This window comes from Pseudomonas sp. S3_G06 (assembly GCF_054667565.1).
Window position 1 is genome coordinate 4,130,022 of sequence record NZ_CP162738.1, and the last position, 25,439, is coordinate 4,155,460.

Consider the following 25,439-nt stretch of genomic DNA (forward strand, 5'->3'; position numbering starts at 1 on the left):
GGACGAACAACCCGGACGGGGCTAAAACGAGGCATTGGAGGGAAATTCAGATGAGTGCGCGCCAACGCTTTTTCGAATGCCTGCATCGTTCACCGCCGGCGCTGCTGGAAGCTGCGCTGTGGATAAGTGCCGAGCACGACAAAACCCTCGAGCCCGAGGCATGGTTGCGCACCTTCAAGGATCTGCAACTACGCGTCAGCTATGGGCTGCCGATGCTGCCGGTCAGCGAACTGGCGCAACCGCTGTTGCGGCGCATGGTCGATCTCGGTTTCGCACAGGATGATTTCCTGCCGCTGCGCCCGCAGGCGGCGCTGCTGCATCGTGTGTTGCACACCCAGCGCGGTCAGCCGCTGGCATTGGCGTTGATCGCACTGGAACTGGCGCATGGCCTCGAGATTCCTTTGGTCGGGGTCAACTTCCCCGGGCATTTCCTGTTGCGGGTACCCGGCGCCGACCACTTGCTCGACCCTTGCGGCGGGCGACGCTTGTATCCCAACGACTGTCGCGAACTGTTGCAACGCCAATACGGGCCGAACATGCAGCTCAGCGCCGAGCATCTGCTGACGGCCACGCCAGTGCAGATGCTGCAGCGTCTGTCACGCAACCTGCGCCAATTGCATCTGACCCACGACGATCACATCGCCGCGCTGATCGACGCAGAACGAGTGCTCGAACTGGGTGATGCGAAGGCCTCTGATTACATGGCCCGGGCCAGTCTGTATCAACGGCTGGATTGCCCGAACGCTGAGCGCTTCGATCTGGAGCATGCGTTATTGCTCAGCGAAGACCCGATCCAGCGCCTGCGCCTGACCGAACGCCTCGGCCATCTGCCGCCCAACTCCGTCGTGCATTAACTACCTTCCGCAGGCTGCCCCCATCCTTGAGGCCCACACAAACCTGTGTGGGAGCGAGCCTGCTCGCGAAAGCGGTGTGTTAGCTGAATGAAAGGCCACTGACACTCCGTCTTCGCGAGCAGGCTCGCTCCCACAGGAATTACGGCGTGTCTGGTTGATTGGCAGGATGCGCCTTGATAAACGCCGGATGATCAGCCGCCAAAGCAGCCACACGGCAAATCTTCGGATATGCCTCCAGGCTGACGTTGAACCGCTCAGCCGCATACAACTGCGGAATAAGATACACATCTGCCACGCACGGCCATTCGCCAAAACAGAAACCGCTGTCGCCGATCAACTGCTCCACCGTTGCCAGCCCTTGGCTGATCCAATGGCTGATCCACTCCACCACCTGCGTTTCATCCTGCCCGGACTGGCGCAGGCGATTGAGCACGCTGACGTTGTGCAGTGGATGCACATCGCAGCCGATCACCGCCGCGACACCGCGCACCTGCGCGCGCGTCAGCAGATCATCCGGCAGCAACGGCACCTGTGGATAACGCTCTTCCAGATACTCGATGATCGCCGGCGATTGAATCAGCAGCGCACCGTCATCGGTGCGCAAGGTTGGCACCCGGCCCTGGGGATTGAGCGCCAGATACGCCGGCTGCCGATGTTCACCACCCGACGGTGCGATCAGGTTGACCGGCAGCGACTGGTAATCGAGGCCCTTCAACGCCAGTGCGATTCGCACCCGGTACGATGAAGTGGAACGGTAATAGCCATAGAGATCCATAAGCCGCTCCTGTCAGCGTGCAGCGATCACGGTGCCGCGACATTCGCCGAAGCCGATCGAGGCAAAACCGTCGCGGGCGCAGCGAGCGCGCAGGATGATTTCGTCACCGTCCTCAAGGAACTTGCGCACTTCGCCGGAAGCCAGTTCGATCGGTTTCTTACCGCCCTCGGTAATCTCCAGCAGGCTGCCAAACTGGCCGTTTTCCGGGCCGGACAAAGTGCCCGAACCAAACAGGTCACCAGCCTGCAACTGGCAACCGTTGACGCTGTGATGCGCAACCATTTGCGCGACGGTCCAGTACATGTAGCGGGTGTTGCTCAGGGTCAGGCGATGGGCGGGCAGGTTCTGCTCGCGCATGGCTTCGGTACGCAGCAGCACTTCCAGTTCGATGTCGAAGGCGCCGCCATCCTGGTCACGCTTGTCGAGCAGATACGGCAGCGGCTGCGGATCACCTTCAGGGCGCGCCGGCTGTGCCGTGCGGAACGGCTCGAGCGCTTCGGCCGTCACCACCCACGGCGAAACACTGGTGATGAAGCTTTTCGACAGAAATGGGCCGAGTGGCTGGTATTCCCAAGCCTGGATATCCCGCGCCGACCAGTCGTTGAGCAGGCAGAAACCGGCGATGTGCTCGGCAGCGTCACCGATGGCAATCGGCTCGCCCATCTCATTGCCCTGGCCGATCCAGATGCCCAGCTCCAGTTCGTAATCCAGACGCGCACATGGGCCGAAGACCGGGTCGGTCTGCCCGGCCGGCAGCGTCTGGCCCTTCGGCCGGCGCACGTCGGTGCCGGAGGCTCGCACCGTGGAAGCACGACCGTGGTAACCGATCGGCACGTGCTTGTAGTTCGGCAACAGCGGGTTATCCGGACGGAACAGTTTGCCGACGTTCTGCGCGTGCTCGATGCCGACGTAGAAGTCGGTGTAATCGCTGATTCGCGCCGGCAGGTGCATCTGGCAATCGGCAGCCAGTGGCAAGACTTTCGCGCCTTGCGCTTCGATGCTGCCACGCAGCGTGCTGCCTTCACTGAACAGTTCGATCAGGCGTTCGCGCAGGGCAACCCGCGCCTCACGGCCAAGTTCGAAGAACGCGTTCAACTGCCCGCCATGCATGGCTTCCACCGCACTGCGTGCGACGCCGTCGAACAGCCCGGCCTCTAGCGCGACTTGCAAATCGAAGATGTGCTCACCGATCGCCACGCCCGCGCGCGGACTGCAATCGTTGAGACTGAACACGCCCAGCGGCAGATTCTGCAACGGAAAATCGCTATGACCGTTGGCGGAAGCGACCCAACTGCGGGTGATGGAATTCTGTGTCATGGGTTATCTCCGGGTCGGGTCGAACGTGGCGGGCAGCGAGGCCCAGCAAGCGTCATAACTGGATTGCAATTGAGGGCAGTCGAGGGCGAAACGGCTTGGGCGCAGCACCTGGCTGGTCTCGAACATGAAGGCCATGGTGTTATCGATTTTTGCAGGTGCAAGCTCGGCGTTGATCGCCCTGTTGCAGGTCTCGCCGTCGGGGCCATGGGCGCTCATGCAGCTGTGCAACGACGCGCCGCCGGGCACGAAGCCTTCAGCCTTGGCGTCGTATTCGCCCTGGATCAGGCCCATGAATTCGTTCATCAGGTTGCGATGGAACCACGGTGGCCGGAAGGTGTTTTCGGCGACCATCCAGCGCGGCGGGAAGATCACGAAATCGAGGTTGGCCAGACCGTGCACGCTGGTCGGCGAGGTCAATACGGTGAAGATCGAAGGATCCGGATGATCGAAACTCACCGTGCCAATGGTGTTGAAACGGCGCAGGTCGTATTTGTACGGCACGTTGTTGCCGTGCCAGGCGACCACATTGAGGGGTGAGTGATTGAGTTCGGTGGCCCACAACTGGCCAAGGAATTTCTGCACCAGAGTGGTCGGTTGCTGGAGGTTTTCGTAGGCGGCGACCGGGGTAAGGAAATCCCGTGGATTGGCCAGACCGTTGCTACCGATCGGCCCCAGATCCGGCAGGCGCAGCGGCGCGCCATGGTTCTCGGCGAGGTAGCCGCGTGCCTGTGGATCGAGCAGCTCGACGCGAAACTTCAGGCCACGCGGTAGCACGACGATTTCCAGCGGCGCCACCTCGAGTACGCCCAGTTCGGTGGCGATACGCAGGCGACCGAGTTGCGGCACCAGCAGCATTTCACCGTCAGCGTTGAAGAACACCCGCTCCATCGAACGGTTGGCGGTGTAGTTATAAATGCTGATGCCGGACGGTTTCTCGGCGCCGGCGTTGGCCGCCATGCTGATCAGGCCATCGATGAAATCCGTCGGTTCGGTCGGCAGCTCCAGTGGATTCCAGCGCAGGCGATTGGGCGTCACTTCACCCAACGGTCCGCCGGCCAGTTGCCGTTCCAGTTTGACGAACGCCGGGTGGTTGGCCGATGGCTGAATCCGGTACATCCAGGTGCGGCGCGCTTCGCTGCGCGGCATGGTGAAGGCGGTGCCGGAGAACAATTCGGTATACAGGCCGTACGGGGCTTTTTGCGGGGAATTCTGGCCAACGGGCAGCGCGCCGGGCAACGCTTCAGTGCTGAATTCGTTGCCGAAGCCGGACTGGTAAACCAGGTCCTGCGCGGTTGAATCGAGGTTCATGGAGCCTCCTGAACGGGGAGTCGGCAATGGCCCATCGCTCTGGCTCAGAGGTCTCGGCACGCCGGGGTTGTTATTATCGTAATCTGATTACGCATAACGTAATTTGCTCGCTATCCAGCGTCAAGCTATAAAGACGCCCATTCGAACCGGAACCGCCAGCCCCATGGAAAAAACCAGCGACAGCAACGGCAAACAGAAAGTCCGCTCCGCCGAGGTCGGCACCGACATCCTCAAGGCTTTGGCCGAGTTGTCACCGTCGACTTCGCTGTCGCGTCTGGCCGAACACGTGCAGATGCCGGCGAGCAAGGTACATCGCTATCTGCAGGCGTTGATTGCTTCGGGATTTGCCGAACAGAACGCCGCCACCAACCATTACGGCCTCGGCCGCGAAGCGCTGCGGGTGGGCCTGGCCGCACTCAACAGCATGGACGTGCTTAAGGTCGCTGCCCTGCCGCTGTCCGAGTTGCGCGATGAACTCAACGAAACCTGCTTCCTCGCGGTGTGGGGCAATCAGGGCGCAACCGTGGTGCATATCGAACCGGCGGTGCGCGCGGTGACGGTGGTGACGCAATTGGGTTCGGTGCTGCCGCTGCTCAGCTCGTCCACCGGGCTGGTGTTCAGCGCTTACCTGCCGCACCGGGAAACCGATGAATTGCGCGAGCAGGAAATCGCTGTCGCGGAGCATCCGCTCAAGGATGAAACAGCCTATGCAGCGCTGTGTGAACAGATCCGCGAACGCGGTCTGCATCACGTGCATGGTTTGTTGATGCCCGGTGTGGATGCGCTTTCTGCGCCAGTGTTCAACGCGGTCGGGCAGATCGCTGCGGTGCTGACCATCGTCGGCCCGACCTCGCTGTTCCACGCCGACGAAAACGGCCCGGCGGCGCAGCGGTTGTTGGCTGCGACGCGGGCCGTGAGTTGGCGCATGGGTTACGAAAGTTAGGTAATGCTTATGTGCGCTCGAACCGACTCAACGCACCGTGGTCTTGCTCAATGCGCTGTCACCCTCTTGCATCAGTGACTTGAAGAACCCGATCAGCTCATCGGCGGGGTCTTCATGGCCGGTGTAATACGTTACGAGTTCCGCGACCGTGCGGGCGTCTTCAAACAGACTTAGAAACGAGCGTTGCGCACGGGTAAGTTCTTTGACCGGCGCCCCCGCCGCTGCAGCCTGGCCCAATGTCAGCAGTCCGCTCAATACATCCTGCACATGCCCCAGCGCGGCGGAATAATCACCCCGTCGGTGCGACTGCGACGCGTCATAGATGCTTTTCATCACCTGCACAGCCACCACGACAGTGCCTACGGGGGGCACCAGCAGGCTGACAATGTTTGCCGCCTTCAACAGGTTTTCATAAACCACACCGGCGATTATTTCATTGAGACTGGTGGTCCGTTCGTCGATGTCACTCAATACACGGCGCACTCGCTCGTCATGGAAAGTGAACAGATCAGGCAGTAGCGAACGCTGCTGCGTGCGAATGACCGGTCGGGCATCAACCGTTGCGACCAGATTATCGAAGTAGTCATTGATCACTTTCTGGTCAACCAGCAGTATCCGCTCGCTGTAGTAGGTCCTGAACGGGCCTTTCCGAAAACGAATCGAAGGAATGAACTCAGCGATCGGCCGGAAGCTGACTTGATCCGGCGCGTCAGGCGTATAGAGCAAGTCGAAGAAACCTGACGATAACTTCAGTCGAAAAATATAAACGCCACCCACTGTACGGTCCGTGGCAGCTGTCAGACCCAGCGTGCCGATGTTGAATTTATACAGCCCGACATCCCCTTCGGAGACGCTATTGACGATTGATTGATAGCCGCCGCTTTCTTTCAGATTATCGATAACCCGTTGGATAGCAGAGAAAGACTCAGTGGTTAATCTGCCGTTAGTAAAGTCGGCAAATGCATTGCGGTACATCTCACAGCGGATTTTCCGGGCGTGTACAGCACGTTTGAATGAGTACTCAGGATGCGCCTTGTTCTGATATTGCTCTTTCAGCATCGCGGTATATCTGTCGCCGGGTCGGAATGTTTTCGACAGCGAGGAAAGGTCGCGGATATCCAGTTTTTCAACGACGGGATGGCCGTTGACCAAATAGTATTTCGGGCTGAATTTCGTTTCGTAGGCCGGATGCGCCGCTTCAAAAGCGAGTCCTTCAAGCAAAACGTCGGTAACGCTCTTACGAAATTCTTCGGTTTGCACAATGATCTGGTCGGGATTGACCGAAACGTAACTGCCACGCGAACGCAAAATGTCTTCGATCTGAGCTTTCACCGAGTCATAAGTGAATTGCTCGAATGTCGGAAAGCCATTGTCTCGCGCATCAACCATGGACAGTGCCTTGAATTCGGTGCTCAGACGCGAATAGCGCTTGCGGCCCTCGAAGCCAAGCGCCCGATAACCGGCCGGTGCAATGGCCTTGTGCAGGGCAACTTCGGCGCGGTAAGCGGCATTTGCGTAATCAGCCAGCTGTGCTTTGGGATTGAGGCCGAGATCAACCGGTCGGCTATCGAGCGTATAGCGATAGCTCAGTTGTGTGCGAGCGCTGCCGAGCAACTCACCCGCTTCGTGCAGATAGTCCGGATGGATCAGCAATGCAGCGTATTCACGATCGGCGGACAACGCCGACTCGAGCCAGCGGTTTGCCGCGTAGATATCGGCAAATTTATGCAGTTCGAATTCACCGGCAGGCGTTTTGATCAACATCAGCGACGGTACATATTCTCGGGCCGAAATGATCAGGACCTCTTTCAACGCCGGCACCTGGGATCGGATTCGCATTCCCTGAACCGTCACCGCGGGATCATTGGCCATGGCCCGTGCGATGATATTGGCATCAGTGGAATCCAGTTTCCCGGAGTGGCGAGCAACAAAAGCCGCGAACTCCATCTGACTGAAGAGATAGTTGCAATAAGCCTCTTGGTAAGCCACCGAGGGCGAGTATGCAAGACTGCCGGTAAATTCCAGTCGCAGGTTACGATTTTCCAGCCACTGCTCAAGCGCTACTGCCGTCAGCCGACTTCCGGCGGGAGCGCCGATGATAGTCAGAGCCGCTTTATAACCAGTGTCGTGCAGCCCGAAAACAATAAACTCCGTCAGCGTCCGGGTTTCTTCCTGTTCGATAGTACGCCCGGCAATTTGCAGACTGTACGAACTATGGACATTTATCGATTCCGGATCCAGTTGTTCACCAAGTACCCTATTCGCCCATTCGGCGAATGTGCGCACTACATAATCCTTGAATGAAAAACATGCATCGAAGGTGTTTGAATAGACAGCTTGGTATTGATCCCGCGACTCTTCAAGCTCGCTATAGCGCTGTTGCATATCGCTACCCGCGGCATGCAGCCATAGCGGCCAATCGGTGCGTTTCAATGCAGCCCAAAGCAGATAAAAGCGGGTTTCGATGCCGTAACGCAGCACATGCAGGCCTTGATTGTCCTGCAGCATGGAAGTCAGCGGTTTTGCCAGTTGTTCCTGGCCACCGATCAAGAGTGAAACACTTTCAAGCTGACCTTTGAGGTGAGCCTCGACACAAAACGCATGAGGACTTTGCGCAGCTTTCAGATACTTGATCTGGTCTCCACCCAGGGACAGTCGCTGCTGAAGTTTGCTATGCAGATCGATATTTTTTTCAAAAAATTCAAAGCCGTTTTCCGGCGTATGCAGGAGATAAGAGGTTGACTCATTCACCAGCGGCATTTCTGCATCCGCACGCTCGGCGTTGTCCAGAACGAAACAAGGCTGAAGCGACAGCAGGTAATCCTGTTCAGGTTGCAGCCTGACTTCAAACGCTGCGCGACCGCCATCTGCGTCAAGTAGATGAGCGAATCGCTCGCCCAACCAGGCGTCAAAATTGTTGGCCATGACCGACAGCGAAAGCTCTGCACTGGTGACCACGGCGCAGGCTTCGATGAGAGCCTGCTTATTGGACAACGGTGCCGTGTCCGGTCGCATGGACCTGGCTGGTGCCGCCCAGAATTTTGCGATCTCGGCTTGCAATGTCTTTTGCAACCCGGTGATCATCGCAGCAATCAGATCCTCGACAATAAGGACATTGAGAGCACTGACTTTGAACTGCTCATCCCGGGTGTCCGGCAGAGAATAAACCCCATCACCGCCCATTATGTAAGCGGGGCTGACATTATTATCAAGACAATGAACAGTCACTTCCCAAAGAGTGCCAGAAGGACGACTTCCATTATCGGGAAAAGCCGAGTCTGTATTGATATAAACCTTGTCAATATCGATTGTCTTGCCCAAACGCTTCAATTCACTACCAAGCATGCTACGAAGAATACCCAGCACGCTCGGCATGGCATCGACGATCTTGAAAAGATCTTCTTTTGCCTGGATTGCCTTTTCCCACTCTTCAGACCAGGCAACTTGCTCACCCAAAGAACCACGCATCAGACTTTTATATAACTTGACCACATTTTTTCCTTACTTGACTATCCAGAGCTGCGAACACAGCCGCTGTAGATAGTTGCAAGGTAGTTTCTTTTCCAGGCAACTTGAAGGGCGAACAATTTACAAAACATGCCAACAAACACATGCAATCTTTTGTACTGCAAAACTTCACAACCTAAATCAGTATCCCCATCAACTTTGCTTTTGCCACCGCTTGAGTTCTGCGCTCCACACCCAACTTTCCGTTAATACGTCGCGCATGGGTTTTTACTGTATGCAATGAAATAAACAGTTGTTCGGCAACCTGCTGATTCGAAGCACCCTGAGCAATCAATGTCAGCACTTCGCGCTCGCGTCGACTGAGGCCCGGGGCATGATCAGCGTTTTCGCTCAGCCAGACAGGAATCTGCTTGCCAGACGCCGTGCCGACGCTGCCTCGGCGTAGTTCCCACTCGCGCATGGCTTGCTGCAACCGGCAGCGCTCCGCCAGCATTGCGGCTCGCTGGAAAGCTTGCTGCGCCGCCACCGCATCACCATTCGATTCGGCCAACTGGGCGAAGGCCAGCAGCAACTCCGTTTCCGCCGCCAACATGCCTTTGGCCTGAGCCCGTTTCAGCAATCGTTCAATGGTGGACAGAGCGGTTTCGTCAGGGACCGATTGCGCATTCGCGCAGGCCAGCAGGTATTCGATGCGAATAATCAGTTCGAACGTCGCGGGTGGCGCCTGCAACGCAGAAGGTCCCCGGTAATGCCGTAAGAGTCGGCTCAACGCTTCTTGCACAAGATGCGGTCGGCCCTGTTGCAACCAGAACTGGCTGCTCACCTGCAACACAACACCGCGATAGACCGTATCTGGAATCTGCCGCTGCTGCATGACCCTTTCGGCCTCGCGCAGGCGCTCGAAAGCGCAGGCATAATCGCCGCGATTGCCGGCCAGTTGCGCCTGCCCGAGGTAGCCGTACAAGACTCGTTTGTCTGCACTGCGCAGGCAATCTTCAAGGCCCTGGCTGAACAACTGCGCAGCCTGCTCTTCAAGGCCCATGCACAGCGCCAGTCGTCCGCGTCGCAGGGCGATACGGCCGAGCAGCGGCGTGGGCACCATGCTGCGCTGACGCAGCAAGTGCTCGATCTCCACCAGCAGGCTTTCCGCACGCAAAGGCGCGCCTCGCTGCTCGAGCGATTGCGCATGGTCAAGCTCAAGCAAGCCTTCGAACAGCAAGGAGCCGTGAGCCCGCGCCAGGCACAGCGCCTCGCGGTTGAGGGCATGGGCCTGATCGAGCTCACCGCACAGCAACGCCTGCTGGGTCAGTCCCGACAGGCACATCACACGGGCCTGCCAGGCATCGTCAGCCAGTGCGGACAACGCCTCCTGAAAGCAGGCGCGTGCCGGCTCCATTTGCCCTTGCAGGTGAAAAAGCCACCCCTGTTGCGCCTGCCAGCGGGCCAGCAGTTGCTGCTCCAGCTGCGCTCTCGGTTGCGGCATGAAGCGGCCGAGATGAGCCAGACATTGCCCGGCCTGTTCGAACCGACCGGCAAACAGCAAGGCTCCGGTAACCAGCCCGATCAGCTGCGGTGTCATCAGGGTCAGCTGCTGGCTTTGCTGCTCGTGCAAACGCAACAGCAGGACGACGGTCTGGTCTTCGAACAGATCCTCGAAGCTCAAATGCTGCAACAGGCTGACGGCAGTTTCGTATTCCTCGGCCAACAACGCTTGCTCGAACGCCGCTCGCCAATCCTGCGTCGCGCTGAACCACTGACAGGCGCGCCGGTGCCAGGAACGCGCACACGGCCAGTGCGACTCCTGGATGATTCGCGACAGCGGGCGGAACACCTGGAGCCAGTCAGCGGACGCTTGCCAAGGCTCGATGAAGCAGCCCAGCACTTGCAGATCACGCAGCAGCTGAGCGCCTTCGCCAGGGCCGAACAAATGCTCGCATAACGGCGCGTTGAACCGTGGCAGATGAGCCAGCACACGCCATGCCTCGTCCTGCTCCGAGGTCAGGTTGCTGAACAGTTCGTGCTGCAGATAATCGAGCAGAGTGTCGACACGCTGCTGCGGCTGCAGGTTTTGCGACCAGTCGCACTTTTGCAGGAGCGCCATGCGCGCCCCCGCGCACCAACCGCCGGTACGCTGGATGATACGGTCAGCGACACGCTCGGCCTGGTCTGACGGCAAATGGTGCAACACCGATACCACTTCATCGTGAGTCAGCGCCAGGCTGGCGCTCTCGAATTCGTAGAGTTCGTCATCAAGCAACAGGCGCGGCCAGTTGCACTGCGGCCGGCGCCGAGTGCTGATCCACCAGGTGAGCGCCGGGCTGCTGACCGCCAGCAGGCGATCCAGCAGCGCATCCACAGCCGGATCCGGCAGACGACTGTAATCATCGATGAACAGCGAAGTCGGCCTCGACCAATGGGCCAGCTCCGCCATCAGTTGCGTATCATCAAGGCCTTCGACCAGCCCGAGCGCCCGCGTCAGACGCACGCAGAATTCTTCGCTGCTGAGCGCCACTCCCGCCAGCGGCAGCCAGATGGCCTCGCACTCTGCACGCACCTGAAGAAGACATTCGGTGAGCAGTGCGGTTTTGCCACTGCCCGCGGGCGCGCACAACAGCTTCACCCGCGCGCTGGATGCCAGCAAAGGTGCGCTCAAACGGCTGCGAGGTTGATGATGCGAAGAAAGCCTGGGCAAAAATCCGGGTCGATCCAGGCACGGGGTCATGGCGGTCATCGGGTGAGCCTTCTTATCGTTGTGCGCTCACCCTAGCCCTCTCCCGCGCCCTTGTTGACGAGTATTCAGCACGCTGATTGATGGCCATAAAAAAGGCGACCGTGCGGTCGCCTTTTGTCCAGCGGTGCAGCAGACCCGTTAGCGTACGCCCTCGGCGCGCAGAGCTGACGGGGTGTAATCGGCGGCCTTGGCTTCAAAGCCGAATTCGAAGCTGTGCTTCTCTTCGTTCTTCATGCCCAACGCAATGTAGCGGCCGGCAATGATGTCGTAGAGCGCTTCCAGCGTGTAAGCCTGGGCCTGATGATCGTAGTAGTACTGGGCGTGACCTTCGGCGACGCGCCACAGTTGCCCGCGACCGTCGTAGTGATCGGCCAGTGCCACTTGCCAGCTGTCCTCGTCGATGTACATGTGGCGCTTGGCGTAGATGTGCCGCTCGTTCGGTTTCACCGTGCCGATCACTTCCCAGACGCGGTGCAGTTCGTAACGGGTCAGGTCCTGATTGATGTGCCCGGCCTTGACGATGTCGTCGTACTTGAGCTTCGGCGAGTCGAGTTTGTAGCTGTTGTAGGGAATGTACATTTCCTTCTTGCCGACCAGTTTCCAGTCATAGCGATCCGGCGCGCCGGAGAACATGTCGAAGTTGTCGGAAGTCCTCAGGCCATCGGCCGCTGTACCCGGACCGTCATAAGCCACTTGCGGTGCGCGCCGGACCCGGCGTTGACCGGCGTTGTAGATCCACGCCAGACGCGGTTCCTTCACCTGATCGAGAGTTTCGTGCACCAGCAGCACGTTACCGGCCAGCCGCGCCGGGGCGGTCACCGATTGCTTGAAGAAGGTCAGCACGTTGGCGGCTTTTTCCGGGTCGATGTCTTTCATCAGTTGCGGCACGGCGATCTCTTCTTCGAAGCGGATCGGCGTGTAGCTGCCGTTGGTCTGCGGCGTGACCTGGGTGATGATCCGCCGCAGATTGCCACCGTGATAACGGGTGATGTGGTTCCACAGCACCTCGACGCCGTTCTTCGGAATCGGGAAGGCGTAGTAGCGGTTGCCGGTGAAATTGGCCAGGCCGTTGCCATCGTTGATCGCGTTGACGTTCAGCGCGCTGCGCTTGGCCGACTCATAGATTTCCGCTGGCGCCCCCACGGTGCGGTGGGTCGGGTAGACCGGGATCTTGTAGGTTTCCGGGTAGCGTTTGAACATCGCCACCTGGCCATCGGAGAGCTTGCTTTTGTACTGCTCGACGTTGGCGGCGGTGATGGTGAACAGCGGTTTTTCGTTGGCAAACGGGTCGGCGAGGAAGCCCTTGCTGTCCACCGCGCCGGCGTTTTTCGGGATGCCGCCGGTCCAGGCCGGAATCGAACCGTCCGCATTGCCGGCCTTCTCGGCGCCGAGCGGGGTCAGGCTGGTGCCGAGTTTGTTCGCCTCATCCGGCGACACCGCCGCCATCACGTTGGCGGCCAGCAGACTCAAGGCCAGCACGCCACATTGCAGAATCGTTTTGCGCATTGCAGTCATCCTTCTCGGGCAGATCAGAAGTTCACGCCGAAGCTCAGGGCCACGAAGTCACGGTCTTCGAGGACGTTGTAATCGCCACCGAAAAAGTCGGTGTAACTCAGGCTTGCGGTGTAGGTGTTGCGGTAGTCGGCATCGACGCCGAAGCTGATGGCTTTCGCACCTTCGTTGAACAGACCGTTGGGGCCGTAACCGGCGACGTCATGGGACCACGACAGGTTGGGCTTGAGGTTGATCCCGCCGATGACGTTGGCGTAATCGAGAATCGCCCGGGCGCGATAGCCCCACGATGTCGAAGTGACGAAGCCGTCGGTATCGCCGCCGAAACCGTATTGGCCGTAGACCGAATCACGGCCGTAACGCAGCTCACTGCGTGACTCCAGACCACCGACATGCACCACCGCCGCTTCGCCGACCACAGTCAAACGTTCGGCGCCGAGCACCTGATCGAAGAAGTGCGTGAGGGTGCTCTGGATCTGCGTAACTTCCTTGCGCCGGTAGCCTTTGTTGTCCGCACCCGGCGAAGTCGCGAGTGGCGATGCGGTGCCGCCGGCAATCGGATTGACCAGCGCCAGGGTGAGATCGTTGGTGTTGACTTGCACCGGCGCATTCGGCCGGTAGCTGACCTCGCCGGTCCACGCGGTGCCGGTGGGCAGCGTGGTGGAGAAACTGGCGCCGTACAGGCGAATGTCTTCCGGATATTCGAGGTAGTACTGACCGCGCCCGAGCATCACGCTCTGCGCCAGCCCCGCACCGCTGCCAGGCGCGAGACCGTTGGCGATACCGACCATGCCTGGCAACGCCGCCAGTGTCGACAACCCCGCCGTGGTGGTGCCGACCGTCGGCGTACGACTGTGGTAGTTCATGAAGTAGAGGCCGTATTCGGTGTCTTCGCCGAGCCAGCGCAGCGCCGTGCCCCACTGCCCGGAATCGCGCGCATCACGATCGCCGCCACGGGGGATCACCACGCCCTCGCGGGTCACCTGGATGCCTTGGCCGAACGCAGTGGTCAGCGGCACCAGTGGCGCCACCGCTGGGCTGCCGACGGTGTAGCCGTTGTTGCAACCGTCCGCCGCCACGTCAACGCCAAAGAACGTGCCGCAGTTGTCGAGAACGGTCTGGTCCCACTCCAGTTGGTAGAAGCCTTCGACCGAAAGTTTGTCGGTCAGGCTCTGCGAACCAAACAGCATGTTCACCGGAATCAGGCCTTCCTTGATCTCGGCACCGGGACGGCGGAATGCCGAGACGTCGACCGGGTTGATGCTGTTGATCGAGTTGCCGATGAAGGTACTTTCGCCCCAGCTCACCACCTGCTTGCCGGCCCGCACGGTGCCGGGCAAATCAGCGATGGCGTAGTTGTGATAGACGAAGGCATCGAGGATCTGCGCGCCGGAAGACTTGGCGCCTTCCTTGCGGCCGCTGTCGCTGATCTGTTTGAACTCGCGGTCTTCGTCCTTGAGTTCGAAGTCGTACCAGTATTTGCCCCGCACGAACACGCCGGTATCGCCGTACTTCAGTTCGAGGTCATGGATGCCCTTGAAGATTTTCGAGAAGGTTTCGCCCTTCTTGAAATTCAGGCGCCCGTCATCACCGGTGGACGATTGTCCGCTGCCGCCATTGACCGTGCCGACCAGCGAACTGTCGGCATCGCGCAGGCCCCAGCTCGCGCCGACCGAAAGTGACGAGTCGAAGGTGCCTTCGATTTCGCCGATATTGAAGGCGACCGCGTGCGCCTGGGCGCCGCAACCCAGAGCCACCGCAGCGGCCAGCGCCTGCGGTGTGAAGATGGCGCGCATTGTTGTTTTTGTCATGCGTCTTCCCCGGTGAGTGACAGAAGGCCCCACCCTACTGCCGGGCGCTGCGGTCGATAAGCGCACCAAGGAGGTATTTGCGTTGTCGCTCGAAAGGATGAATGGCCTTGCACGGCGGGGCCTTGAGCGGTTCATGGACTGGCTGGATGGCGCATCATCAGCGTCATCCATGGGCACCCCACTGTTGCGCGCCCCGTAACAGTGCATGTCTGGAATCGGTATTTTTCCTACAGGCTCAAGCACTTATTCTGAGCGCGCTTTCCCGGACATTGCGGAAAGCGCTGAGCCCGCTCCGCTGCATGCGGCTGCGATTGGCTACAGGTTTCGGATAAATCGATTTTCCGGTTTATCACCCCGGTGTTCACTGACGTTGATTTGTAGCTCCTTGATCCAACGTCTTACCTTGGCCGCTGCGTTTGCAGCGGCCTTTTTTATGGGCGTTTAAAAAGGCTGGATAGCGGTTCGGCAACGCTTCCGATGAGCGCGTCAGACATTTCTTCGAAGCTCGGAGGAATTCCTTCTGCATCGATGAAAACCCGCGAAAACCCTTTCGACACAACGCCCTGTTACTGACGGGCTTCTCGGATTTGATTACCGCCACTCTGATGTAACTTGAAACACCTCAACCATTCGCTGGTGACACGGATGTCATCGCCATCCGTGCGCACTTTCAAGCGAGTGAAAACGCACATTCAAAAGGATATGAATATGCCAAAGCCTCCACCGTTGGAACTGGATCCAGTACATATCAGGGAGCTCGGCCCTGATGGCTTCGAACCATTCAAAGAACGCGACATGAATTACTCCTACAGCGGCATGTTCGGCCCTGCCGGCGCCAATCCGTAGACGCGTGAATTGATGCATGAAACGCAAGTCGCCGTGGAACAGGAATTCAACGCAAGAACCGCCTCGATTCCACAAACCATTGAGGTCGAACTGGCGGCGACCAGGCTGGAAGGACCGACGAATCCTTTGCCACCTGCCGCAGCACTGGCCCGCGAAGTGGGCGTCAGGAACACGTTGATTCAACGCAAGAGCGCCGAGTTTCAACGGCAGACTGCCATCGCCAACCGCTTTTATGGCAGCGATCCACTGGGAAAAACCTTCAAGGATTACCTGAATCAGGCATCGGCCAATCGGCGCGCGCATGGCGCAGCGGTCCGCAGCAGAGCGTTGTGGAGCGAGTCCTTTCGGGCCGCCCACGAAGCGCGGCTGCTGGGCCAGACATTGGCGCTGCTCAACCAGCAACAGGCTGGCGTACTCAATTGGCTGGCCACCGTGCAGGCCCAGGATCAGGCCCAGGCGGCAGCGGCAGAGGCGCAACGCCAAGCTGCAGAACATGCCCGCATTGCCGCGGAGCAACAGCGCCAGCGTGACATTGCCGAAGCGGTGCGCCGGGAGCAGGAAGAAATCCGCGCACGCGAACAGGCACGTCTGGCCGCGTTGGCGGAGAAACAGCGTCGCGATGCCGAACAGGCTCGACTGGCGGCTGAGACCGCGCGCCTGAATGCTGAGGCTGAAGCTCGGGAGAAAGAGCGGATGGCTGCGTTGAAAATCGCCCAGGCCGAGGCAGATGCCAAAGCTGAAGCAGCGGCCCTGGCCCATGCGGCAGAACAGGCTCGGTTACAGGATGAAAGGAAACATGTCTTTCCGGCTTCTGGAGCAGTGGCAAGCAACGGCCCGGCCGTCTCTTTCGCTTCGACAGCCGTCCCGCTCAGCCCGGCTATCTCGGCGGGAATACTCAATGCGCTACGCACCGCAAAAACGACCCTGACAGCGACGGGCACGGCGCTGTTCGGCAGTCCAGTACTGATGGGGTTCGCAGCGCTATTGATGCCGTCACCTCTGGGCAACAGCGAACGCTTCGCCATGAGCGTTCCACTGGCCGAACTGTCGTCCGAGCCGGCCGAGACGCTACGTGAAATCGCGGACCGGCAGGGTAGTTTGGAGATGCAGGTCGGGCTAGGCGTCAGGCGACTCGGGGCTGGCACGCAAGTGTTCGTCGCTACGAGTGATGACTTCCATATTCGCTCAAGTGTGCTGGTCCTCAATGCCGCATACGATTTGCTCAACGACGTATACAAGGTCGCACTATCGGACTCGCCCACCGATTTCCTGACCTGGACGCCGGCAATCTCGCCGGGTGACCAATCGACCGCTTTGCCAATAGTGGATACCGGTTCTCCCGCCTATTCCGGCGCTTCTATTGTTCCGGTTGAAGGGCGGCTGGATCTGAACCCGATCCTGGTCGAAGGCTGGGATCGATTCATCATCGTGTTTCCGGCTGATTCGGGGATTGAGCCGCTTTATGTGGTGTTCAGCAGTCCTTATGAGGGGGCGACTGAAGAGGGGAAGCACAGCGGGCGTAGTTTCAACCCTGACGAGATTGGAGATGAAATATCAAATTTGCAGTGGGCAACAGCCGCTGTTTCATCGGAAGGAACGGACATCGTGAAGTTACACATTTCAAAGTTTCCGCAATCAGCTGCCAATGACGTAATGCTTGAACGCCTGGAGCGTATCGCTCGTGGAGAACTCGAAGCTACGGACACCGACAAACGTTTCTACACTCACGAGATAAGAGAGTTCGAACGATTCAGAGCTTTAGGCTTCGGTGATACCGAGATGCCGGAGATCGGATCACCGATCTGGAATAACGTGCATACAGCAACGTTGGAAGATTTCCAGCTAAAAGATGATCCGGCGCTTCTTTACACGCCCGAAGCACTGGCTGCTGCAATGGAGCAGGAAGAACGTGATTACCAGAAATTGCTGAAGGAGATGTGGTAATGAGCACCGTTGAGATGATTGTTAAAAATGAACCTCTGGATGACATTGTCACGGTGTTCGCGTTACTTCAGGCAACGCCACATCTGGACATGATGATCAGACGCCACAATCGAGACCTGATCGACGAGTATGGGACCCTGGAAGCATCGTACTCTCGGCTCTTCGCTGCCGGAATCTTGCTGGAGGGAGAAAAGGGCCTGGCTATCAAAGGACCTAACTGGAAGCCTCCCAAGTTCATGACAGAAAAAAGATACATTTGAAAACTGGAGCCACCCGCCGCGAGGGTTGGTGGCTCCGTTAACTTCAAATCGAATACTTCTGCAAATTCGCCATCATTTCCTTCAACGCTTCAATATTGTCCTTCGGGTGCGCCGCCCCTTCGAAATCACAAATCTGCTGCCAGTGCGCCGCGACGTCTTCCGGCGAGAACCCCTCGCGCGGATCGAAGCCGGCACCGAGGCTGCGTTCCCAGCGCACCTTGCCCATCCAGCCGCCGCCGACTTCGAACAGGCCGGACGTTTCCTGACATTGCTCGCTGGCCAGATACACCACCAGCGGGCTGACCAGTTCCGGCTTCAGTTGCTCGAATACTTGCGGCGGGATCAGGCCCTCGGTCATGCGCGTGCCGCCGGTCGGGGCGATGGCGTTGACCAGAATGTTGTTCTTGCGCCCTTCGATCGCCAGCGTTCGGGTCAACCCGTAAAGCCCGAGTTTGGCCATGCCGTAGTTGGACTGACCGAAATTGCCGTAAATGCCAGAAGTCGACGCAGTGAAAATCACGCGGCCGTAGTTTTGCTCGCGCAGATGCGGCCAGGCAGCACGGGTAACTTTGTAGGCGCCTTCAACATGGACGCGATAGACCAGATCCCAGTCGGCGTCGTCCATCTTGTGAAATGACTTGTCGCGCAGGATCCCGGCGTTGTTCACCACGACGTCGACGCGGCCGAAGGCATCGAGGGCGTTCTGTACCAGTTTGTCGCCGTCAGTCACCGAGTCGTGGTTGGCTTCGGCAATACCGCCGGCCTCACGGATTTCCGCCACTACGCGGTCGGCAGCCGAAGCGTTGGCGCCCTCGCCCTGCGTCGAGCCACCGAGATCGTTGACCAGCACCTTGGCGCCCTGTCTGGCGAACAGCAGCGCATGGGCACGCCCGAGGCCGCCACCGGCGCCGGTGACAATCACGACTTTATCTTCGAAACGCACAGGTTCATTCATCGCGGCAACTCCAGCAGGCCAAGGGATATTGCCCCGAGTGTCAGGCACGGCGCTTTGGGTCACAACGAACACGGCTGCGGCTGAATGGTGCGCGATAAGGTTGAGGGATGATCGAGTGTCAGGACGCCGAGAGCCCGTGCTCTCGGCGAGAATCAGGAGTAAGCCACTTTGCGCGGAGGCAATACCAGACGATCGCGAAACGCCAGATAGTGCTTGAGCACCAGCGCCGGCACCTCGGTTTGCGGATAGTGGCCGATGCCGGGTAAGAGCACGGTGTCTGCATCAGGGATCAGTTCGCGATATCGCTCGACCATGTGCACGCCGGAGATCGGGTCAAATGCGCCATCGATCACCCGCAAGGGAATGTCACCCTGCTGCATGGCCGTCACCCAGCGCTCACGTTGCACCCGGCGCTCGGGGATGTAAGTGATCAATTTATGCAGGATGCGCGGGCCATGGTTGCTTTCGACCAGACTCCAGTAGTCATCCAGCTCGCTTTCAGTGGGCTGGGTCTGCGCGCCGAAGATCTGCCGGAAACCTTTGACCAGCGCCTCACGGCTGAAAGCGCGGCCGAGCAGCCAGCCAATCGGGCTGAGCAGCAGTTTCTGCATCAGCAGCGGACGATGGGTTTCCGGAAACAGACCGCCATTGAGGAACACGCAACTGGCAACTTCGATGCGTTTTTCGTAGTGCCGAGCGAGCAGCTCCTGAGCAACGCTGTCGCCGTAGTCGTGGGCGAGGATGTGCACGGCTTGGTCAACCTGCAGATGGGCGAGCAGCGCCTGTTGCAGATCGGCCTGTTCCAGCAGGCTGTAGGTGTGATTGCGCGGTTTTGCCGAATCGCCGAAACCGAGCATGTCGCAGGCGATCACCTGATAACGCTGGGCCAGTGGCTGCCACAGGTAGTGCCAATCCCAACTGGCGGTGGGAAAACCGTGAATCAGCAACAGCGGTTCACCCTGCCCGACTGTCCAGTAGCGGATCGACTGGCCACGAAAGACAAAAGTCCGGCTGCGCTTGCGCCAGACACTCAGAGGAATCTCGGCGAGTGGCATTAGAATTTATACCCCGGATCCTGCAGGTCGAGTTTGCGCAGCAGCGCCGGCCACGGCAGCGCGCCGCCCATGCCTTGAGCGCTTTTGGTGACGCCGGCAATCATTGCCTTGGCGCCGGCGAGAATCTGCGGTTCGATAGCGATCAGTTCGGCACCTCCCGTCTGCGCCATGACCTGAATGTCGCAGGCTCGCTGGAAGGTGAACATCATCAGAAACGTATCGGCAATAGTGCCGCCACAAGTCAGCAGACCGTGGTTGTGCAGCATGAGGAAACTGTTGTCGCCGAGGTCGGCTTGCAGGCGCGCCTTTTCTTCATGATTCAAGGCCACGCCCTCGTAGGCGTGATAGGCCAGGCTCGACAACACAAACAGTGACTGTTGACTGATCGGCAGCACCCCCTGCCTTTGCGCCGACACCGCAACGCCTGACACAGTGTGCGTATGCAGCACGCAAACCACATCGTGGCGCACTTCGTGGACGGCGCTGTGAATGGTGTAACCGGCGGGGTTAATTTCGTACGGGCTGTCCATGAGTTTGTTGCCGGCCTGATCGACTTTCACCAGGCTTGAGGCGGTGATCTCATGGAACATCAGGCCAAACGGATTTATCAGGAAATCTTCGGTGCCGGGCACCTTGGCCGAGATATGCGTGAAGATCAGATCGTCCCAGCCGTGCAGCGCCACCAGACGGTAACAGGCGGCAAGATCAACGCGGGTCTGCCACTCGGCAGCGCTGACCTGATCTTTGACATTCGGCGACGATTGGACGGGGGCTACGCTCACTGTATGCACCTCTGCGTTCTTCTTGTTCTGCTCGTGTCAGCAGTCTAGTCAGGCGCAGGGCATCGCGTAGTTGCATTGGCAGCCAGCTTGATGACTGAACGAGTCAGCCGGGCAAACAGCCTGGATCCGTTGCAATGCAACAACGCTTAAAAGAGGCAGCGGTTAGTGTCCGCACTCAGCCCTTGAGCGCTTCAATCACTTGCGCCAGCCACGGCTCGGCATCGGTTTCCGGCGTGACGCTTTCGCTGGCGTCGATGCGCAGCATTTCCTGAACCTCGTTTACCCCCAGTTCGGCAAACAGTTCGCGCATCTGCTCGCCACCGCCGCAGAAGGTGTCGCCATAGCTGGCATCACCGAGGGCGATCACCGCGCCGGGCAGGCCGCGCAACGAAGCAGGCAACTGATCGCGCAGGGTCGAATACAACGGTTGCAGGTTGTCTGGCAGCTCACCCATGCCAGTGGTCGAAGTCACAGCGAGAAGGGCCTCAGGGCCGAACGCCTGAATATCGGCCAACGCGGCGCGCGAGTTGTAGAAGGTTTCAAAGCCGGCGGCTTTCAGCAGGTTCTGGGCGTGGCGGGCGACTTCTTCGGCGGTGCCGTAGACCGAACCGGAGAGGATGGCGACTTTCATCAATCTGATCCTGGAACTGAAAAAAAGAGCCGCGATAGTAACAGCCCACGCCGCGAAGTTGCGATTGGCTCTCAATGGAAGCTGCTGGCCTATAGACAGTCCGCGGCTTTCTTCTAGAATGCCTGCCACTGACATAACGGAAGGGATTCTCGGATGATCAACGCCAGCCTGCTGCAAATGGTGATTAATGCGTCGAATGACGGAATCGTGGTCGCTGAAAAGGAAGGCGAGCAGGACAACATCCTTATTTACGTAAACCCTGCCTTCGAGCGCATGACCGGTTATAGCTGTGAGGAAATCCTCTACCAGGACTGTCGTTTTTTGCAGGCGGGAGACCGTGATCAACCAAGTCTGCAGCTGATTCGCGAGACATTGCGTGAAGGCGGTTCCTGCCGGGAAATCCTGCGCAACTATCGCAAGGATGGCACGCCGTTCTGGAACGAATTGTCATTGTCGACGATAAAAAATGCCGATGACGGGCAGACTTATTTCATCGGCGTGCAAAAAGATGTGACGGTTCAGGTCAAGGCGCAGCAGCGGGTTACGCAGCTGGAAGCTCAAGTGGCGGCGCTGCAAAGCGAGCTGGCGGCACTCAAAGCGACGAACGGCGCAAACAAAACCGCGAACTGATGGTCATTAACTACAATCACCAATGACTTTGTAACTATTCACTTCGAGTTAGCCATGCAACGCGACGCCCTCCTCACCCAGGACGAGCTGGATTTCATCCAGACCATGCAGCACAACCCGCAACTTAACGTGCGGGATGCAACGTCGAGTCTGCTGGTTAATGGTGGTTCGCAGATCCGTGACCTGCTGACACGTCTGGCTGCTCACGAGCAGGTGACGATCCAGGCCAACTTCGAAAATCAACAGATGACTTTTCCGCTGCATCTGGTGGAAGACGAGTTCCACGCGCTGCATCTGCGTCTCGGTGTGCCGAGCATCTACGAAGACGGCCCGATGGTGCGCCCATGGCGCCTGGTTCTTGAAGAGCCGGTGGCGCTGGAAAACGCCAAAGGCCAGCCCGGCACGCTGTGGGTACACGAGGTATCGCACAAAGGCGTGTTGCTGGAAGTGCGCAACAAGACCAAACCACCGAAACATTTCGCCCTGTGGTTCAGCCCTTCCGGTTATGAGCGCATCTCGTTGCGCGGCCATTTCGAGCGTGAAACCGAGCAAGGTTTCTTCGCTTACGAACTGAGCCAGACCGATGCCGACGAAACCGAGCGCTTGCGCCAGTTCATTCTGCAACAGCATCGTTTGACCCACCCCGCCCTGCACGCCTGAGTTTCAGGTATCCAGTTTCCCCGCCATGAATTGCTTCATGCGTTGACGCATTGTCGCGCCCTCATTCCCCAGGCATGCCACCGATGAACCGGCCAGGCTGTCTTCGGCCAGTTCCGAGGCATCGCCAGCCAGCATCAATTGGCAATCCAGGCTCAGTGCCAGACGATTCAGGCGCCGGGGCAGCTCCGGACCGGGGGCATGATTGGAAAACAGCACAAGTGCGTCAGGCTTGACCTTTTCGCAGACCAGCGTCAATTCATCGAAAGGCTGGCCCGTGGTGAGCACCCGCACGCCAGAATCGTTGCCGCTGAGAAACAGTGCCGCTACCAGCAACTCAAGCTCTCTGCATTGCCCCGCAAGCGCACTGACGACCACCCGGCGCGGTTGAGCCCCCCGCAGCATGACGATGCGCTGCAGCACGCGCGCCCTGAGAAATCCGTCGAGAAACAACCATTCGCTGGTTTGCCCGAAAGCGTCCTGGCGCTGCAGCAATTGCCGCCACAACGGCATGATGATGGCTTCGAACACCACCGGCAGCGTGTACGACGAGAAAATCTGCCCGTAGACGCGATCCAGCTGCTGATCGTCGAACGCACTGACGGCCTGCTGAACCTGCTCCTGCCATTGCCTGTAATCGGCCTGCACATGGTCATCGGGGATGAAGTTGGCCAATACCTTCAAAGGCTCTGTTTTCGCCAGAATCTTGCCGACCTGGCTCACGGCCACGCCGCGATCGATCCAGTCGACGATGCTGCGAACACGCTCGATATCGTTCATTGAATACAGACGATGCCCGCTTTCGGTGCGGGTCGGCTGGATCAATCCGTAGCGACGCTCCCAGGCCCGCAGGGTCACCGGATTGACGCCGGTCAGGCGCGCCACTTCGCGGATGGGAAACAGCTCTTCGCGCTCGAGCGTGCCGGGTGCTGTTGAAACCGGGCGAGTGTCCGTGATTACAGGCATCTGGCGGTCAACTTCCATGTCGGTTCATTGGATCCCATTTTAAACATGATGGACTGGAAACCTTCAAGTAGTGATCTGCGACGAATATGGCTGGTTTAATCGACAAAATCAGGAATAATCCTTGCTTGTTGTAAAGCGCAGGCCTCTACCCCGGCCTGCGTCAGGCGAAGTTCCTACCCGGAACGACGCACTCGAAATACGGAGATACAAAATGTCTACTTCCCCCGTCACGCTCATGGTAGCGCGTCGCGTCGCCGATGGCCGTTATCACGATCTGATCGCCTGGCTTCGCGAAGGCGAACAACTGGCAACCGATTTTCCCGGCTACCTCGGCTCCGGCGTCCTCGCGCCACCACCGGGTGACAACGAATTCCAGATCATCTTTCGCTTTGTCGATGAGCAGACGCTGCATGCTTGGGAATATTCGGCGTCGCGTACCGCCTGGCTTAACCGCGGCAGCGATTTGTTCGAACATCCTAAAGAGCACCGGGTCAGCGGCATTGAAGGCTGGTTTGGTGCTGCCGGGCAACGCCCACCGCGCTGGAAACAGGCCGTGGCGATCTGGCTGGCGTTTTTCCCGGTGTCGCTGATCTTCAACTTTATCCTCGGCCCGCTGCTGGCTGAGTTGAGCCTGTTGCCGCGCATCTTGATCGGCACGGCGTGCCTGACGCCGCTGATGGTGTATTTCTTCATCCCGTTGTCGACGCGTCTGCTGGCGAACTGGCTGAACAGCACGCCGACCCGGCCACTGGCGGCCACACCGTCGGCGCAAAATCGCTGATCTGCAGCGGGCGGCGAGCCTGTTATAGTTTTCGCTTCAACCGCGATGCGAGCCGCCCATGCCAGATTCCGCAGCCCCGATCCTCATCACCGGCGCCGGCCAGCGTGTCGGTTTGCACTGCGCGCAGCGCTTGATCGAGGACGGCCACCCGCTGATTTTCACTTACCGCACCGAGCGACCGGGCGTGCAGGCCCTTCGCGATCTTGGCGCGACAGCGCTGTTCGCGGACTTTTCCAGCGAGGCCGGGATTCTCGCCTTCATCGACGCGCTGAAAGCCCACACCGACAGCTTGCGCGCCGTCGTGCACAACGCCTCCGAATGGCTGGCAGAAACCCAAGGCAGCGAAGCACAAGCCTTCAATCGCATGTTCAACATTCACATGCTCGCGCCTTACCTGATCAACCTGCACTGCGCCGAGTTGCTGCAGCGCTCGACACCTGCCGACATCATCCACATCAGCGACGATGTCACCCGCAAAGGCAGCAGCAAGCACATCGGTTATTGCGCCAGCAAGGCCGGGCTCGACAGTCTGACCCTGTCGTTTGCCGCGCGCTTTGCGCCGGCCATCAAGGTCAACGGCATCGCCCCGGCGCTGTTATTGTTCAACCCCGACGATGACGCGACGTACCGCGCCAAGGCGTTGGCCAAGTCCGCGTTGGGTATCGAGCCCGGCAGCGAGGTGATCTACCAGAGCCTGCGCTATCTGCTCGACAATCCCTATGTCACCGGCACGACCCTCACCGTCAACGGTGGGCGGCACGTCAAATAGGCCGTCCCGCTTCGGCCGCGAGTCGAGTAAGATCCACCTGAACGCCTGCAATAGACTGGACGGAGCAAATCAATGCCACAACTTCAACCGGGGATGGCGCGCATCCGGGTCAAGGATCTGCGCCTGCGCACCTTTATCGGCATCAACGAGGACGAAATCCTCAACAAGCAGGATGTGCTGATCAACCTGACCATCCTGTACGCAGCGCAGGAAGCGGTGCGTGACAACGACATCGACCACGCGCTGAATTACCGCACCATCACCAAAGCGATCATCGCCCACGTCGAAGGCAACCGCTTCGCCCTGCTCGAACGCCTGACCCAGGAATTGCTCGACCTGGTGATGACCAATGCATCGGTGCTGTACGCCGAAGTCGAGGTCGACAAGCCGCACGCCCTGCGCTTCGCCGAGTCGGTATCGATTACGCTCGCGGCGAGCCGCTAG

General features: G+C 59.1%; 22 protein-coding genes. 10 read left to right on the plus strand and 12 right to left on the minus strand.

Features of this window, described 5'->3' with window-relative positions; genetic code table 11:
- Positions 1-50 precede the first annotated feature (50 nt).
- Positions 51-854 carry a SirB1 family protein gene (locus AB4N47_RS18560; RefSeq protein WP_024011653.1) on the plus strand — a complete coding sequence of 268 codons (804 nt, stop codon included), beginning with the start codon at positions 51-53 and terminating at the stop codon, positions 852-854.
- Between the two features lie 139 nt (positions 855-993).
- On the opposite strand, the gene maiA is transcribed toward AB4N47_RS18560, so the two are convergent.
- From maiA to hmgA, 3 genes are read right to left on the minus strand one after another with little or no spacing between them, the layout of a single operon-like run.
- Positions 994-1,629, minus strand: a complete 636-nt coding sequence (gene maiA / locus AB4N47_RS18565; RefSeq protein WP_341639114.1) for a maleylacetoacetate isomerase — start codon at positions 1,627-1,629, stop codon at positions 994-996.
- 12 nt (positions 1,630-1,641) lie between these two features.
- Positions 1,642-2,946 carry a fumarylacetoacetase gene (gene fahA, locus AB4N47_RS18570; RefSeq protein ID WP_341639113.1) on the minus strand — a complete coding sequence of 435 codons (1,305 nt, stop codon included), beginning with the start codon at positions 2,944-2,946 and terminating at the stop codon, positions 1,642-1,644.
- 3 nt (positions 2,947-2,949) lie between these two features.
- Complete coding sequence (hmgA, locus tag AB4N47_RS18575) at positions 2,950-4,254, minus strand: homogentisate 1,2-dioxygenase (protein ID WP_341639112.1); 1,305 nt, start codon at positions 4,252-4,254, stop codon at positions 2,950-2,952.
- Between the two features lie 163 nt (positions 4,255-4,417).
- Between hmgA and AB4N47_RS18580 the strand changes: the two genes are divergently transcribed.
- Positions 4,418-5,197: an IclR family transcriptional regulator gene (locus AB4N47_RS18580; RefSeq protein WP_024011648.1), complete on the plus strand. Its 780-nt coding sequence runs from the start codon at positions 4,418-4,420 to the stop codon at positions 5,195-5,197.
- 27 nt (positions 5,198-5,224) lie between these two features.
- Here the strand turns inward: AB4N47_RS18580 and AB4N47_RS18585 are convergent, their stop codons facing one another.
- From AB4N47_RS18585 to AB4N47_RS18600, 4 genes are all read right to left on the minus strand, one after another.
- Entirely contained in the window at positions 5,225-8,689 is a 3,465-nt protein-coding gene (locus AB4N47_RS18585) for a dermonecrotic toxin domain-containing protein (RefSeq protein ID WP_341639111.1), read from the minus strand.
- A gap of 151 nt (positions 8,690-8,840) precedes the next feature.
- On the minus strand, positions 8,841-11,396 hold the full coding sequence (locus tag AB4N47_RS18590; RefSeq protein ID WP_341639110.1) for a LuxR C-terminal-related transcriptional regulator: 2,556 nt from the start codon (positions 11,394-11,396) through the stop codon (positions 8,841-8,843).
- Between the two features lie 138 nt (positions 11,397-11,534).
- Positions 11,535-12,902: a DUF1329 domain-containing protein gene (locus tag AB4N47_RS18595; protein WP_039759308.1), complete on the minus strand. Its 1,368-nt coding sequence runs from the start codon at positions 12,900-12,902 to the stop codon at positions 11,535-11,537.
- A gap of 23 nt (positions 12,903-12,925) precedes the next feature.
- The gene (locus AB4N47_RS18600; RefSeq protein ID WP_038860649.1) at positions 12,926-14,719 is read right to left on the minus strand and encodes a DUF1302 domain-containing protein; all 1,794 of its coding nucleotides are present in this window, start codon (positions 14,717-14,719) and stop codon (positions 12,926-12,928) included.
- A gap of 708 nt (positions 14,720-15,427) precedes the next feature.
- On the opposite strand from AB4N47_RS18600, the gene AB4N47_RS18605 reads away from it, so the two are divergent.
- From AB4N47_RS18605 to AB4N47_RS18615, 3 genes are read left to right on the plus strand one after another with little or no spacing between them, the layout of a single operon-like run.
- Positions 15,428-15,565 carry a hypothetical protein gene (locus AB4N47_RS18605; RefSeq protein ID WP_460154298.1) on the plus strand — a complete coding sequence of 46 codons (138 nt, stop codon included), beginning with the start codon at positions 15,428-15,430 and terminating at the stop codon, positions 15,563-15,565.
- Between the two features lie 12 nt (positions 15,566-15,577).
- Positions 15,578-17,509, plus strand: a complete 1,932-nt coding sequence (locus AB4N47_RS18610) for an S-type pyocin domain-containing protein (protein ID WP_460154299.1) — start codon at positions 15,578-15,580, stop codon at positions 17,507-17,509.
- The gene (locus tag AB4N47_RS18615; RefSeq protein ID WP_341639108.1) at positions 17,509-17,769 is read left to right on the plus strand and encodes a hypothetical protein; all 261 of its coding nucleotides are present in this window, start codon (positions 17,509-17,511) and stop codon (positions 17,767-17,769) included. The genes AB4N47_RS18610 and AB4N47_RS18615 overlap by 1 nt, the downstream gene beginning before the upstream one ends.
- Before the next feature lie 43 nt (positions 17,770-17,812).
- Here AB4N47_RS18615 and AB4N47_RS18620 read toward each other — a convergent pair whose 3' ends face one another.
- The 4 genes from AB4N47_RS18620 to AB4N47_RS18635 form a co-directional block, all read right to left on the minus strand.
- Positions 17,813-18,724 carry an SDR family oxidoreductase gene (locus AB4N47_RS18620; RefSeq protein ID WP_056782986.1) on the minus strand — a complete coding sequence of 304 codons (912 nt, stop codon included), beginning with the start codon at positions 18,722-18,724 and terminating at the stop codon, positions 17,813-17,815.
- A gap of 152 nt (positions 18,725-18,876) precedes the next feature.
- On the minus strand, positions 18,877-19,779 hold the full coding sequence (locus AB4N47_RS18625; RefSeq protein WP_341639107.1) for an alpha/beta fold hydrolase: 903 nt from the start codon (positions 19,777-19,779) through the stop codon (positions 18,877-18,879).
- The gene (locus AB4N47_RS18630) at positions 19,779-20,561 is read right to left on the minus strand and encodes a class II aldolase/adducin family protein (protein WP_341639106.1); all 783 of its coding nucleotides are present in this window, start codon (positions 20,559-20,561) and stop codon (positions 19,779-19,781) included. Before AB4N47_RS18630 ends, AB4N47_RS18625 begins: the two co-directional genes overlap by 1 nt.
- Before the next feature lie 175 nt (positions 20,562-20,736).
- Complete coding sequence (locus AB4N47_RS18635) at positions 20,737-21,192, minus strand: flavodoxin (RefSeq protein ID WP_341639105.1); 456 nt, start codon at positions 21,190-21,192, stop codon at positions 20,737-20,739.
- Between the two features lie 153 nt (positions 21,193-21,345).
- On the opposite strand from AB4N47_RS18635, the gene AB4N47_RS18640 reads away from it, so the two are divergent.
- Together AB4N47_RS18640 and AB4N47_RS18645 are read left to right on the plus strand one after the other, a co-directional pair.
- Positions 21,346-21,822: a PAS domain-containing protein gene (locus AB4N47_RS18640; protein ID WP_341639104.1), complete on the plus strand. Its 477-nt coding sequence runs from the start codon at positions 21,346-21,348 to the stop codon at positions 21,820-21,822.
- Between the two features lie 54 nt (positions 21,823-21,876).
- Positions 21,877-22,482 carry a hypothetical protein gene (locus tag AB4N47_RS18645; protein WP_024011639.1) on the plus strand — a complete coding sequence of 202 codons (606 nt, stop codon included), beginning with the start codon at positions 21,877-21,879 and terminating at the stop codon, positions 22,480-22,482.
- A gap of 3 nt (positions 22,483-22,485) precedes the next feature.
- On the opposite strand, the gene AB4N47_RS18650 is transcribed toward AB4N47_RS18645, so the two are convergent.
- Positions 22,486-23,445, minus strand: coding sequence for a MerR family transcriptional regulator (locus tag AB4N47_RS18650; RefSeq protein WP_341639187.1), 960 nt, complete (start codon positions 23,443-23,445; stop codon positions 22,486-22,488).
- A 211-nt stretch (positions 23,446-23,656) separates the two neighbouring features.
- Here AB4N47_RS18650 and AB4N47_RS18655 point away from each other — a divergent pair, with 211 nt between their 5' ends.
- The 3 genes from AB4N47_RS18655 (at position 23,657) to folX (ending at position 25,439) form a co-directional block, all read left to right on the plus strand.
- A complete protein-coding gene (locus AB4N47_RS18655) occupies positions 23,657-24,226 on the plus strand; it encodes an antibiotic biosynthesis monooxygenase (protein WP_073473745.1) in 570 nt (189 codons plus the stop codon).
- Between the two features lie 58 nt (positions 24,227-24,284).
- A complete protein-coding gene (gene folM / locus AB4N47_RS18660; protein ID WP_341639103.1) occupies positions 24,285-24,995 on the plus strand; it encodes a dihydromonapterin reductase in 711 nt (236 codons plus the stop codon).
- 72 nt (positions 24,996-25,067) lie between these two features.
- Positions 25,068-25,439 (plus strand): dihydroneopterin triphosphate 2'-epimerase, encoded by a 372-nt coding sequence (gene folX / locus AB4N47_RS18665; RefSeq protein ID WP_016771653.1) that lies wholly within the window; start codon positions 25,068-25,070, stop codon positions 25,437-25,439.